The following is a 13087-nucleotide window of genomic DNA, read 5'->3' on the forward strand; positions in this document are numbered from 1 at the left end:
CGCGACGATGAGCGAGACCGCAGCCCCCACTCTCGCATCCGCGCCACCGCTTCTGGAGGTGACGGGCCTGCAGACCAGCTTTCTGGCAGGCGAAGGGCAGATCATCCGTGCGGTCGACGGCGTGAGCTTCAGCGTCAACGGCGGCGAAACGCTGGCCATCGTCGGCGAAAGCGGTTCGGGCAAGTCGGTCACGAGCCTCTCCATCATGCGGCTCCTGCCGAAGAAGACGGGCTTCGTGTCGGGCGGCGACATCCGTCTGCGCGGCAAGAGCCTGCTTGACCTTTCGGAGCGGCAGATGCGGGACGTCCGCGGCAACGACATCGGCATGATTTTTCAGGAGCCGATGACGAGCCTTAATCCTGTCCACACGATCGGCCGGCAGATCGCCGAAGTCGTCATCCAGCACCAGAAGCTCAGCAAGGCACAGGCCCGCGCCCGTGCCATCGAGATGCTGGAACTCGTCGGCATTCCCGAACCACAGCGCCGCGCCGACAGCTATCCGCATGAAATGTCGGGCGGCATGCGGCAGCGGGCGATGATTGCCATGGCGCTCTCCTGCGAGCCCTCCGTGCTGATTGCCGACGAACCGACGACGGCGCTCGACGTGACCATCCAGGCGCAGATCCTCGACATCATGCGCAACCTGCAGCAAAAACTCGGCATGGCGATCGTGTTCATCACCCACGATCTCGGCGTGGTCGCCGAAATGGCGGACCGGGTGGTGGTGATGTATGCCGGCCAGGTGGTCGAGACCGGCAGCGTGCGCGACATCTTCGCCGGCCCCCTGATGCCCTATACGGCAGGCCTGATGCAGTCGATCCCGAGGCTTGGCTCGACGGACCGTCGCGAAAAGCTGCAGACCATTCCCGGTTACGTGCCGCCGCTGACGCGGCTGCCGAGCGGCTGTCGCTTCCGCACCCGCTGCAGCTTCGCCACGGACCTCTGCGCCGCCGCCGAACCGGAACTGGACATGCCGGAACCGGGCCGCGCCGTGCGCTGCGTGCGCTGGCGGGAACTCCAACTCATGACAAGGAAGGTTTCGTGATGCAGGCTGCAAACGTGCCGGATCGATCCGAAGCCCTGTTGATCGTCCAAAACCTGAGAAAGGTCTTCCCGCTGCGGGGCGGCATCCTCAACCGCGTCGTCCGTTCGGTGCACGCCGTCAACGATGTCAGCTTTCGTGTGGACCGTGGCGAGGTCGTCGGGCTGGTCGGCGAATCCGGTTCCGGCAAGAGCACGGTCGGCCGCACAATCCTCCGGCTTCTCGAACCGACCTCCGGGACGGTGGACTTCGACGGCACCAATCTCAACCTCCTGTCGCGGCCGGAGATGCGACGCTTCCGCAAGAGGATGCAGATCGTCTTCCAGGACCCTTATGCCAGCCTCAATCCGCGCGAGAAGGTCCGCACCATCCTGTCGCATGCCCTTTCCGTGCACGGGATCGGCGCCCCCAGCGAGCGGCAGGACCGGGTCGTGGCGCTTCTCGAACAGGTGGGCCTCTCGGCGGACTATCAGGACCGTTTCCCGCACGAATTCTCCGGCGGCCAGAGGCAGCGCATCGGCATTGCGCGCGCGCTTGCCGTCGAGCCCGATTTCATCGTCGCGGACGAGCCGGTCTCGGCGCTCGACGTGTCGATCCAGGCCCAGGTGATCAACCTTCTCGATGACCTCAAGGAACAGTTCAACCTGACCATGCTGTTCATTGCGCATGATCTGGCGGTCGTGGAGCACATCTGCGACCGGGTGATCGTGATGTATCTCGGGCGGATCATGGAGGTGGCGCCGACCAGGGCGCTCTACAGCCGTCCGAACAATCCCTATACCCAGGCGCTGCTGTCGGCCGTTCCGAAGCCGGATCCGGATGCGCCGAAGAACCGCATCATCCTGAAGGGCGATATTCCGAGCCCGCTGAACCCGCCGAGCGGTTGCGTCTTCCGCACCCGCTGCCCCATGGCGATTGCGGATTGCGCGAGCGTCGTGCCGGCCCTCAACGAGATCGCCCCCGGCCATTTCAGCGCCTGCATCCGCACCGCCCCCTGACGCCCTGCAACACAAGTTTCCGGATGGACACGACATCATGAGCCTGGCTGACATCGCCTTTGACCGCTACTATACCTATGACGAGATGACGGAGCGCCTGAAGGCGCTCGCCGCTGCCTATCCCGAGCTTGCAACCCTCTCCTCCATCGGAAAGAGCCTGCAGGGCCGCGATGTCTGGCTGATGGAGATCGGCAATCCGAAGACGGGGCCGGCGCTCGAAAAACCGGGCTATTACATCGATGCCCAGATCCACGCGGAAGAACACGCAACCAGCGCCACAGCACTTTACGCCATCTGGCACCTGCTGACGCAGTATGGTCGCGACGAGGAGGTGACGAGGCTGGTCGATAGCCAGGCCTTCTACATTCTGCCGCGCATCAATCCGGATGGGGCGGAACTGTCGCTGCAACCGCCCTATTACAACTGGTGCGGCAACGGGCGCTTCCTGCCGGGCTTCGACCGGATCGAGGGCCTGATCCCCGACGACATCGACGGCGACGGCTTTCTGGTCTGGATGCGCGTTCCCGACAGCCGGGGCGAATGGAAGAAGAGCGAAAGCAATCCCGACATCATGGTGCAGCGGCGCCCCGGCGAGGAAGGCGGCCAGTATTACCGTCTCTACCCGGAAGGCACGATCCGCAATTTCGATGGCGTGAACGTGCCGATCGAAAAACCCTTCGACGGCAACATGAACCGCAACTTCCCCACCAACTGGTCACCGCAGGAATATGGCGCCGGTACGCATCCGCTCTCCGAACCGGAGGCGGCGGCCATGGCGAAGCTGATCCTCGACCATCCCAATATCTGCGGCATGTGCGCCTATCACACCCATGGCGGCATCATCATGCGCCCCTCGATGACCAAGCCGGACAGCGCCATGAGTGCGGCAGACATCAACCTCTACAAGGAAATCGGCAAGGTGGGCACCGAACTCACCGGTTATCCGACCGTTTCGATCTACGAGGATTTTACCCCCGACAAGACCAAGGTGCGGCGCGGCGGGCTGATGGATTGGACCTATGAGGAGATGGGGATCATCAGCTTCGGTACGGAACTCTGGGATCTCGAACGGACGGCCGGGGTGCCGAAGGAAGGCTATTACAATCTCTATCCCCGCAACGAGGCCGTGCAGCAGAAGGTCTATGACTATGTGAAGACCCACATGGCGGACAAGGGCTGGCGGGACTGGAAGCCCTTCGACCATCCGCAGCTCGGCCCTGTCGAAATCGGCGGCATGGTCAATATCTGGACCTACCGCAATCCGCCGGGTTTCCTGCTGGAAGAGATCTGCCGCACCAATGTGCTGTTCAACCTGAAGCATGCCGCCGCAGCCCCCCGCGTGAAGATCGATCACGTTGCGGTGGAGCCGCTGGGCGCCGGCCTCTACAAGATCCGCGCCGAGATCAGCAATCACGGCTATCTGCCAACCAACCTCTCCAGCGTCGCAATTGCCAACAACGTGGCAAAACCTGTCATCGCCACAGTTGAAATCGAGGGCGGCGAACTGGTGATGAACCCGCTTCGCGCCGATCTCGGCCACCTCGCCGGTCGCAACGAACGGCTTTATCCGTGGTCGCCCTGGGGCCAGCAATGGTCTGCCACGGCAAAGCCCGTGGAATGGCTGGTGCGCATCGAAGGCAAGGGCCGCGTCACCGTGATCGCCCAATCGGAAAAAGGCGGCACGCACCGCGTCGAAACGAGCATCGGATAGGCTTGAGGGCGGTGGGTCGATATCCACCGCCCTACCCGTTGCCGAAGACGAAAAAACAAAAGAAAGGCGGGCGGTTCACCCGCCCTTGCCAAGCTCCACCACCATGTCCCAGGCGCGGATGCGCTGGTCGGTTATGCCGGAAGCATCCTGCAGCGCCAGATGAACGAAGGCCGGCGTCAGCTCGATCGGGTCCTTCCAGATCTTGCGCAGTTCCGCGCTGTAGGTGATCTCGCTCATCGCCGTGTGCATGGGATGGCCGGGCGTGATCGAATTGACGGAGACATTGTAGGGGGCAAACTCCACGGCCAGCGCCCGGGAGAGACCTTCCAGCCCGAATTTCGAGGCACAATAGGTGCTTTCGTCCGTATCGCCCTTGATGCCGGCATTGCTCGACACGTTGATGATGGCGCCGCTGCGCCGTGCCTTCATGCCCGGTGCCACCGCCCGGCAGCAGAGAAAGGCGCCGCGCAGGTTGATGTTCATCAACAGGTCCCAATCGGCAAGCGACACCTCTTCCACCGGCTTGAAGAAGATGATGCCGGCATTGTTGACGAGTACGTCGACCCGCCCCGCCTCCGCCTCGATCGCCGTCATCACCTGCTCGATATCGGCAGGATCGGCCAGATCGAGACGACCGGGACGCAGATCACCCGGCTCTGTCGCCAGCGTCGCCACTTCGTCCTCCAGCACATCGAGGGCGTAGACGACCGCCCCCTCCGCCGCATAGGCCTTGGCAACCGCGCGGCCGAGGCCACGGGCAGCACCAGTGACGACCGTCACCTTTCCCTGAAGAACCCCGCTCATGTTGCAATCCTCCCGCCATCGATGACGAGACCGATCCCCGTGACGAAGGAGGACTGGGGAGAGGCAAGAAACAGCACGGCCTCGCCGATCTCGTTGCCCGTGCCCATGCGGCCCATCGGCGTGATGCTCCGCCACGTCTGCTCGACGGCATCCGGGTCGCTGGCAAGCGCCTTGTTGCGACGGTTCATGTCGGTATCGATGACGCCGGGATTGATCGCGTTGCAGCGGATGTTGCGCGCGGCATATTCGATGGCGATCACCCGCGTCATCGACATGATGCCGCCCTTCGATGCGGCATAGGAGAGGTTGCCGCCCACATTGGCAAAGGCGCTGACGGAGGAATTGTTGACGATGGTGCCGCCGCCATTGCGCAAAAGCGCCGGCAGCGCATGCTTGCAGCCGAAGAAGGTCCCCTTTAGGTTGATCGAGGTGACCCGGTCGAAGAGGTCTTCCGACACCTCCGTGGAGGGCGTGACCGGCTGCTCCACACCGGCATTGTTGAAGATGGTGTCCAGCTTGCCGAACCGGGTTTCGGCTGTGGCAATCAGATCGACGACATCCTTTTCCTTCGAAACATCGCAGTGAACATAGGCAAGCCGTCCACCCGCTGCAGCCACCTCGCCGGCAAGCGCCTGACCCGCCGCGTCATTGACATCGCCCACCACCACCGCGGCACCTTCGCGGGCAAACAGCAGCGCCGTATCGCGCCCCATTCCGCCGGCGCCACCCGTAATGACGGCCACCATTCCTTCCAGTCTCACCGGTCTGCTCCTCGTGTTTTGTGATGCAGCCACCATAATTTTTGTATACTTGTATTACAATCTATTTTTCGTAAGCTTCCTGTCACGAGAGAGACGGGGGAGGAGCATGGGATGCATGACGGAGTGACCCTGACCAGCCCGGCGGATATCAACCGCGTGGCAGGATACGAACATGTGGCGCTGGCCGGAGGTTTTGCCTTCGTGGCGGGACAGGTGGCGCGGGATGTCGATGGCAACTGGGTCGGTGGCGAGGATGCGGGCGCCCAGGCAGCACAGATCTATCGCAATATCGACCGGATCCTCGCCCATATCGGCGCCCGCCGCGAAGAGGTGGTCCGGATCAGCACGCTGCTGGTCAACCGGGAGGATGCGCCGGCGGTGACGCGCGAGCGGCAGGCCTTCTTCGGGGATCATCGCCCGCCGCACACCGGCATGATCGTGGCCGGCCTCGGCTCCGCCCATGTCAAGGTCGAGGTGGAGATCACGGTCTATGTCGGGACGCCCGCGACAGCGTGACGGCACGGGCGGGACTGGCGCCGCCCGTGCTACCGGTCATGAATATTGACCGTTGCGGCGCTTGGTTCGCTCGATCAGCAGCATGTGATCCTCGAGCGCCTTGGCAATGTCGCCGAAGCGCGAGGACGGCTTGGCGACCTCCGCCAGGATGAACTGGCGAAATTCCTCGTGCTGCTTCGGGATCGCCTCGAGATCGTTATCGCGGTAGCGGTCCAGATTGAAGACGATCATCACGTGCCGGGCAATCGTATCCCACAGCGTGCCGACAATCGTGTTGCGGGCGGCAAGGCGGATGCTTCTGTGAAACTCCAGATCCGCCAGCAGCGAGGCACGCACGTTGCCGGCTCTGGCGGAGGTGCGCATCTCGTCGATCGCCTTCTGCAGCACGCCGACGTCTTCAACGCCGCTGCGCCAGTTTTCGATTGCGTCGCGCAGGAGGATGGATTCCAGTGCAAGCCGCGCTTCCATAACCTGCTGGGTCACTTGCGGATCGAAGGCCGCGATGCGATAGCCCTTGTGGCCGCCACCGCTCAGGATGCCCTGCGCATGCAGCACCTTCAGGGCCTCGCGGATCGGAACGCGGCTGACGCCGAGCTTTTCCGCAAGCGTCGTTTCGACCACCCGCTCACCCGGCTGGATGACGCGCGTGGAAATGGCTTCGGCAATGGAATCGGCGACACCCTCGGACAAGGAGATCCGTTTGGGCTGCCTCAGGGTTTCCACGGGTCCGGTATCCGGTCCGTCCTGATTCATGGTGTTTCCCCCAATGATGCATGTGTTGGCTTTTACCGCAGCGCTTAGCATCATGTATGATTGTATTCAAATGCCCGGCGAGCGCAATGAGGGTTGATAGGGAGGTCCTGTTGGGTCCCTCCCCGCAAATCCTTGTGAAAACCGTTATATTCGCGGACACGAAGATGTCCTATAAGCCCGCTCAGGAACCGACCGGACACCGGCGTATCGGCTTTGCACGAAGGCGAACCAGTTGCGGAACAGTCCGACCGGCCATGTCAGACGCCAATACCAGCATGGGAATGATGGATGAATGCACCAATTGTCGTCTGGCCGGAGATCTCTTCCCTCAGCCTTGCCGAACTGCTTGCGGCCCTGAGCCAGGCGCTCGACATCACGGAAGGCCAGCCGGCAGGCCATTGTTCGCGCTGCTGCTTCATCGGAACCCGGATCGGCGAGCAGCTGGAATTGCCCGCCGCGGAGATGCGGGATCTCTATTTCACCCTGCTGCTGAAGGATCTCGGCTGCTCCAGCAATGCCGCACGTCTCTGCGAACTCTATCTGACGGATGACCTCTCCTTCAAAAGCGATTTCAAGACGCTGGGGGACAGCGTGCCACAGGTGCTGCGCTTCGTGCTGCGCCATACCGGGATGAAGGCCGGCATGGCACAGCGTTTCCGTGCAATCGTCAACATTCTCCAGAACGGCGGCACCATTGCGCGGGAACTCATCGAGACCCGCTGTCACCGCGGCGCTGCGATCGCGCGACGCCTGCGTTTCTCCGATGCTGTTGCCGACAGCATCCAGAGCCTGGACGAGCACTGGAACGGCGGCGGAAAACCGCTTGGCCTCAAGCAGACCGACATCCCGCTATACTCGCGCATCGCGCTGATGGCGCAGGTGGTCGATGTATTCCAGCGTTCCGGTGGCGCGAAGGCCGCGATTGCCGAAGTCGAACGACGCTCCGGCACCTGGTTCGACCCCGACCTTGTAAGGATATTCCGGCAGATTGCGGAAAGCCCCGATTTCTGGACCTTCCTGCAGAACGAAGACCTTCCCCGCTTCATCCTGACGCTTCCACCCGCCCTTCATGCGGCACCGCTCGATGACGATTATCTCGATGATATCGCGGCGGCCTTTGGCGAGGTCGTCGATTCCAAGAGCCCCTACACGGCAGGCCATTGCAGCCGCGTCGCCCTGTTCACGGATATGATTGCCGAGGAGCTTGCATTGCCGCTTGCCGATCGCCGCTGGCTGAACCGTGCGGCCCTGCTGCACGATATCGGCAAGCTTGGGGTGAGCAACAGCGTGCTGGACAAGCCCGGCAAGCTGGACGACGCCGAATGGACCGAAATGCGCCGCCACCCGCTCTACAGCGCGGAAATCCTGTCCCGGATATCCGCCTTCGGCGAGGTTGCCCGCATCGGGGCCGACCACCATGAACGGCTCGACGGCAAGGGTTATCCGCGCGGCATCGCCGGAGACGAGATCTCGCTTGCAACGCGGATCGTGACCGCAGCCGATGTCTTCGATGCGCTGACGGCGGACCGGCCCTATCGTGCCGCCATGTCCGTCGACAAGGCCATGTCCATCCTCGAAGACATGCGGGGGACCGCGATCGATCCGGTCTGTCTCGATGCGTTGAAGCGCGCTCTGGACAGAACAGGCGCACCGTCCGGAAGCGCAGCCCCGGATGAAGGATGAAGACAGCGCGCGAAGAGCCGCCATACCGGTAAGGCGCCTACGCCACCTGCGACTGCATGGCTGGGCTGATATCTGTGATCGCCCGGCATATCGGGGCCGTCGAGCGGTCGGAGGTTCTTCCGATGACGGCGTCCGTCCTCACGGCTGCGGATGAGGCCCTTCGTTGCGATCAACGACCAGCGGCTGGTCGGCATCGATCGTTCCGGACCAGCCACCACCGAGCGCCTTGTTGAGTGAAATGAAGTAGGTGGCCGTATTGGCGGTGCTCTGGATATAGTTTTCCTGGGAAGAATAGAGAGACGTCTCCGCGTCGAGCACGTCGAGGAAACCCGAGGCGCCGGACTGGAACAGCGTGCGCGAAAGTTCAGCCGCCTGTCGGTAGCCCGCCACCGACTGCCGCAGCTTGTCCTGCCTCAGACGGGACTGGGTCAGGCCGATCACGGCGTTTTCAGTATCCTCCATCGCCGTCATCACGGCCGACTGATAGGCCACGAAATACTTGTCGCGCGTGGCCTTGGCCTCATCGACGGCAGCCTTCAACTGACCGCCCTGGAACAGCGGAATGGACACGCTCGGACCCAGCGTCCAGCCGATGGTGGATTTGCGCGCAAGATCGGAAACGCTGGCGGCGGATGTGGTCACGGCACCGCTCAGACTGATCGAGGGATAGCGCGCGGCCTCCGCCACGCCAATCTTTGCCGTATAGGCCGCAAGATCACGCTCCGCCGCCCTGACATCCGGCCGGTTGAGCAGGATCCCGGCCGGAATGGTCGAGGGCATGGCCCGCCGTGGCACGGGGATCGGCGCCGGTTTCGTCAACCGGGCCTCGACCGCGTCAGGCGTCCGGCCAATGAGAATGCCGAGACGATGGACCGCCTGCGCATAGGAAATGCGATAGGACGGGATATCGGCCTGCGTCGAGGCCGCGGTTGCGGCGGCCTTGGCCACATCCATGCCCGTCGCCTCGCCCGCCTCGAACTGGCGGCGGGTCAGCGCCAGCACCTGCAGCTGTGATTTTGCGGATCGTTCGGCAAGATCGATCAGTGCCTGATACTCCCGCGCCTCCACGTAATAGGAAGCGACGTCGCCGACGAGTGTCACCAGCGTCTGGCGCAGCGTTTCCTCTTCTGCCTGTTCGCTGGCGCGTGCAGCTTCCACCGAACGGCGATTGCCGCCGAAGAGATCGATCTCCCAGCTGGCATCGAAGCCCGCCTTGTACTGGGTGCTGTAGGACACATCCTCGCTGGCGCTGCGGGTTCGCGTTGCACTGTCCGACTGGCTGAGGCTTGGCAGAAGGGCACCTTCGGCACTGCGGGTGGTGGCGCGCGCCAGCCGCAGGTTCGCCTTGGCGGTCGCCACGTCGAGATTGCCCCGGACCGCCTCCTCGACAAGTTTGTTCAGCAGCGGATCATCGAGCCCCTTCCACCAGCCCGCAAGCTGCGTCGGCTTGAGCGCCTGCTTGCCGGCTGCAGCCGGCCAGTTCTTGAGGATCGGCAGGTCCGGCATCTTGTAATCGGGCCCCACGACGCAACCGCCCAGCATCGAGGTCGCCATCAGCACCACGACAAGCAGGCTGCGGCGGACGGGGGGACGATCGGAAGGGCGGAGCTCGGCATCAATCAACGTCATGGCGCACCTTCAATGGCTGGATGCGGAAGGGGTTTGTGCAGCTTCGGCAGATAAAGGAGGTGCATCCACCTCGTCCTCGACCGGCCCGACGTGTCCCTTGAAGACCTGACGCACGGCGACAAACAGCAGCGGGATCAGGAAGATGCCGAGCACGGTTGCGGCCAGCATGCCGCCCATCACGCCGATGCCGATGGAATTCTGGCTGCCGGAGCCCGCTCCATTGGCCGTCGCAAGCGGCAGAACGCCAAGAATGAAGGCAAGCGAGGTCATCAGGATCGGGCGCAGGCGCTGGCGCGCCGCCTCCAGCGTGGCCTCGATGATATCGAGGCCACGACGCTGCTGCTCGATGGCAAACTCGACGATCAGGATCGCGTTCTTTGCCGCAAGGCCGATCGTGGTGAGAAGCCCGACCTTGAAATAGACGTCGTTCGACTGACCGAAGATTTTCGCCGCGAGCAGCGCACCAAACACCCCGATCGGCACCGACAACATCACGGCGAACGGGATGGACCAGCTTTCGTAAAGCGCCGCCAGCGCGAGGAACACCACGAGGATGGAGATCGCATAGAGCTGTAGCGCCTGACTGCCGGACAGGCGTTCCTGCGCCGACAGGCCCGTCCATTCGTGCGAGAAGCCCTGCGGCAGCTTGGCAACCAGCGCATCGATCTCGTTCATCGCATCGCCAGAGGACACGCCCGGCGCCGGCGAGCCCTGGATTTCAACGGCAGAGGAGCCATTGTAGCGTTCCAGGCGCGGAGAACCGAAGGTCCACTGGCCGCTCGCAAAGGCGGCGAAGGGCACCATGTCACCATCGGAATTCTTTACGTACCAGCGCTTCAGATCCTCCGGCTGCATGCGGGAATCGACATTGCCCTGCACATAGACCTTCTTGACGCGGCCACGATCGATGAAGTCGTTGACGTAGTCTCCGCCCCAGGCCGCCGACAGGGTGCTGTCGATATCGGCAAGGTCGAGATTGAGGGCGCTTGCCTTGTCCTGGTCAATCCTGATCGAGTATTGCGGCGTGTCGTCCTGCCCGTTCGGTCGGGTGCCGACAAGCTTGCTGCTCTGCCCGGCGGCACCAAGCAGCTGGTTGCGTGCCTCGATGAGTTTCTGGTGGCCCGCACCGGTCACGTCCTTCAGGTAAAAATCGAAGCCCGCATTATTGCCAAAACCGGGAATGGCCGGCGGGGCGAGCGCAAAGACATTGGCATCGGTGATCCTCGCGAAGGCCATCCGGGCGCGTTGCGCGATGGCCTGCGCCTTGGCCTCTGACGCCTTTCGCTCGGCAAAGTCCTTGAGCCGGATGAAGGCGATGCCGACATTCTGCCCTTGTCCGCTAAAGCCGAAGCCGACAACGCCCAGCACACCGGACACATAGTCCTTTTCGTCTTTCAGATAGTGATCCGTCACCTGCTGCAGCACCTTCATGGTGCGATCGGCAGTTGCCCCCACGGGAAGCTGGACACTGGTGATCAGCGTTCCCTGGTCCTCTTCCGGCAGGAAGGAACTGGGAAGGCGATTGAACAGGTAGCCGACGCCCGCGGCGATCAGCACAAACACGATCAAAAAGACAAAGCGTCGTTTCAGGATACCGCCAACACCCTGCCGATAGGCACGGGTGCCGCGGTCGAACAAGCGGTTGAACAGGCCAAAGACACCTTTGGACTTGGCATCGTGGCGGGGCGCCTTCAGGATCGTGGCGCACAGGGCCGGCGTCAGCACCAGGGCGACCAGCACGGACAGCAGCATGGCGGAGACAATGGTGACCGAGAACTGCCGGTATATGACGCCGACGGAGCCGGAGAAGAAGGCCATCGGAATGAAGACCGCCGACAGCACTGTGGCGATCCCGATCAGCGCGCCGGTGATTTCCTGCATCGACCGGATCGTTGCAAGACGTGGCGACAGCCCCTCCTCCTCCATCACGCGCTCGACATTTTCCACCACGACGATGGCATCATCCACGAGCAGGCCGATGGCCAGCACCATGCCGAACATGGTGAGCGTGTTGATCGAGTAGCCAAGCGCAGAGAGCACGGCAAAGGTGCCGAGCAGCACCACGGGCACGGCGAGCGTCGGGATCAGCGTGGCCCGCAGGTTCTGCAGGAAGACGAACATGACGACAAAGACGAGAACAATCGCCTCGAACAGCGTCTTCACGACCTCCTCGATCGACAGCTGCACGAAAGGCGTCGTGTCGTAGGGATAGACGACCTCGACATTGGCGGGCAGCGTTTCCTTGAGCCCGTTAATGGTGGCACGCACGGCTTCTGCTGTGTCGATCGCATTCGCCCCTGAGGCAAGCATGATGGCGAGACCCGCCGTCGGCTTGCCGTTGTAGATGCTGGCGGTGTTGTAGCTCTCTGCCCCGAGTTCAACACTCGCCACATCGTTCAGCCGGACCAGCGAACCGTCGCTGTTGCTCTTCAGGATGATGTTTTCGAACTGCTCCGGCGTCTGGAGGCGACTCTTGGCGGTCACCGTCGCGTTCAGCTGCTGGCCCTTGCGCTGCGGCAGCGCACCGAGCTGTCCCGCCGCAACCTGCGTGTTCTGCGCCTCGATGGCCGAGGTGACATTGCTGATCATCAGATCATATTTCTGCAGCTTGTCCGGATCGACCCAGATGCGCATGGCATAGCCGGAACCGAACAGCTGGGTGTCACCCACGCCTGCGACGCGCTTGATCGTGTCGTTCAACGTGCTGTTGACGTAGTCGGCCAGGTCGGTCGTGGTCAGCTTGCCATCGCTCGAGACGAAGCCGATGACCATCAGGAAGTTCGAACTGGACTTGCTGACCGTCAGACCGGTGCTCTGCACACTCTGCGGCAGCTGCGATTCCACCAGCTGCAACTTGTTCTGCACCTGCATCTGCGCCACATCCGGATCGGCAGCGTTGGTGAAGGTCAGCGAGATCGAGGCCTGCCCATTCGACTGGGAGGTCGAGGTCATGTAGTCGAGATTGTCGATTCCGGTCATGCCCTGCTCGATGATTTTCGTCACCGAGTTCTCAACGGTCTGGGCATCGGCGCCGGAATAGGTTCCGGAAATGCGCACGGTGGTGGGGGCGATCTGCGGATATTGCGACACCGACAGCGTGCGGATCGACAGCAGGCCGGCCATCATGATGATGATGGCGATGACCCAGGCGAAGATGGGTCTTGCAATGAAGAAGCGGGACAAGCTGCAC

General features: G+C 62.7%; 10 protein-coding genes. 5 read left to right on the plus strand and 5 right to left on the minus strand.

Features of this window, described 5'->3' with window-relative positions; genetic code table 11:
- The first annotated feature begins 7 nt into the window (after nucleotides 1-7).
- Genes F3H95_RS11735 through F3H95_RS11745 form a run of 3 tightly spaced genes read left to right on the plus strand, consistent with a single transcriptional unit; the run spans nucleotide 8 to nucleotide 3751 of the window.
- Nucleotides 8-1045, plus strand: coding sequence for an ABC transporter ATP-binding protein (locus tag F3H95_RS11735; RefSeq protein ID WP_149746100.1), 1038 nt, complete (start codon nucleotides 8-10; stop codon nucleotides 1043-1045).
- Nucleotides 1045-2040 (plus strand): ABC transporter ATP-binding protein, encoded by a 996-nt coding sequence (locus F3H95_RS11740; protein WP_149746228.1) that lies wholly within the window; start codon nucleotides 1045-1047, stop codon nucleotides 2038-2040. The genes F3H95_RS11735 and F3H95_RS11740 overlap by 1 nt, the downstream gene beginning before the upstream one ends.
- 37 nt (nucleotides 2041-2077) lie before the next feature.
- Complete coding sequence (locus F3H95_RS11745; protein ID WP_149746101.1) at nucleotides 2078-3751, plus strand: M14 family metallopeptidase; 1674 nt, start codon at nucleotides 2078-2080, stop codon at nucleotides 3749-3751.
- Between the two features lie 75 nt (nucleotides 3752-3826).
- On the opposite strand, the gene F3H95_RS11750 is transcribed toward F3H95_RS11745, so the two are convergent.
- Both F3H95_RS11750 and F3H95_RS11755 read right to left on the minus strand, forming a co-directional pair.
- Entirely contained in the window at nucleotides 3827-4555 is a 729-nt protein-coding gene (locus F3H95_RS11750) for an SDR family oxidoreductase (protein WP_149746102.1), read from the minus strand.
- A complete protein-coding gene (locus F3H95_RS11755; protein ID WP_188134370.1) occupies nucleotides 4552-5316 on the minus strand; it encodes an SDR family NAD(P)-dependent oxidoreductase in 765 nt (254 codons plus the stop codon). Before F3H95_RS11755 ends, F3H95_RS11750 begins: the two co-directional genes overlap by 4 nt.
- Nucleotides 5317-5427: 111 nt before the next feature.
- On the opposite strand from F3H95_RS11755, the gene F3H95_RS11760 reads away from it, so the two are divergent.
- Nucleotides 5428-5832: a RidA family protein gene (locus F3H95_RS11760; protein WP_149746104.1), complete on the plus strand. Its 405-nt coding sequence runs from the start codon at nucleotides 5428-5430 to the stop codon at nucleotides 5830-5832.
- A 36-nt stretch (nucleotides 5833-5868) separates the two neighbouring features.
- Here the strand turns inward: F3H95_RS11760 and F3H95_RS11765 are convergent, their stop codons facing one another.
- A complete protein-coding gene (locus F3H95_RS11765; protein ID WP_185969729.1) occupies nucleotides 5869-6585 on the minus strand; it encodes a GntR family transcriptional regulator in 717 nt (238 codons plus the stop codon).
- 288 nt (nucleotides 6586-6873) lie between these two features.
- On the opposite strand from F3H95_RS11765, the gene F3H95_RS11770 reads away from it, so the two are divergent.
- Complete coding sequence (locus F3H95_RS11770; RefSeq protein WP_149746105.1) at nucleotides 6874-8268, plus strand: HD-GYP domain-containing protein; 1395 nt, start codon at nucleotides 6874-6876, stop codon at nucleotides 8266-8268.
- 138 nt (nucleotides 8269-8406) lie between these two features.
- On the opposite strand, the gene F3H95_RS11775 is transcribed toward F3H95_RS11770, so the two are convergent.
- Both F3H95_RS11775 and F3H95_RS11780 read right to left on the minus strand, forming a co-directional pair.
- A complete protein-coding gene (locus F3H95_RS11775) occupies nucleotides 8407-9897 on the minus strand; it encodes an efflux transporter outer membrane subunit (protein WP_149746106.1) in 1491 nt (496 codons plus the stop codon).
- Nucleotides 9898-9906: 9 nt separating this feature from the next.
- Nucleotides 9907-13080: an efflux RND transporter permease subunit gene (locus F3H95_RS11780; RefSeq protein WP_149746107.1), complete on the minus strand. Its 3174-nt coding sequence runs from the start codon at nucleotides 13078-13080 to the stop codon at nucleotides 9907-9909.
- Between the last annotated feature and the right edge of the window lie 7 nt (nucleotides 13081-13087).

The organism is Rhizobium sp. RU35A (assembly GCF_900156005.1).
Classification (GTDB): domain Bacteria; phylum Pseudomonadota; class Alphaproteobacteria; order Rhizobiales; family Rhizobiaceae; genus Neorhizobium; species Neorhizobium straminoryzae.

Bases quoted from the DNA above. Each gene is read 5' to 3' on its own strand.
- F3H95_RS11735 (WP_149746100.1), top strand. From the start codon at position 8: ATGAGCGAGACCGCAGCCCCCACTCTCGCATCCGCGCCACCGCTTCTG.
- F3H95_RS11740 (WP_149746228.1), top strand. From the start codon at position 1,045: ATGCAGGCTGCAAACGTGCCGGATCGATCCGAAGCCCTGTTGATCGTC.
- F3H95_RS11745 (WP_149746101.1), top strand. From the start codon at position 2,078: ATGAGCCTGGCTGACATCGCCTTTGACCGCTACTATACCTATGACGAG.
- F3H95_RS11750 (WP_149746102.1), bottom strand. From the start codon at position 4,555: ATGAGCGGGGTTCTTCAGGGAAAGGTGACGGTCGTCACTGGTGCTGCC.
- F3H95_RS11760 (WP_149746104.1), top strand. From the start codon at position 5,428: ATGCATGACGGAGTGACCCTGACCAGCCCGGCGGATATCAACCGCGTG.
- F3H95_RS11765 (WP_185969729.1), bottom strand. From the start codon at position 6,585: ATGAATCAGGACGGACCGGATACCGGACCCGTGGAAACCCTGAGGCAG.
- F3H95_RS11770 (WP_149746105.1), top strand. From the start codon at position 6,874: ATGAATGCACCAATTGTCGTCTGGCCGGAGATCTCTTCCCTCAGCCTT.
- F3H95_RS11775 (WP_149746106.1), bottom strand. From the start codon at position 9,897: ATGACGTTGATTGATGCCGAGCTCCGCCCTTCCGATCGTCCCCCCGTC.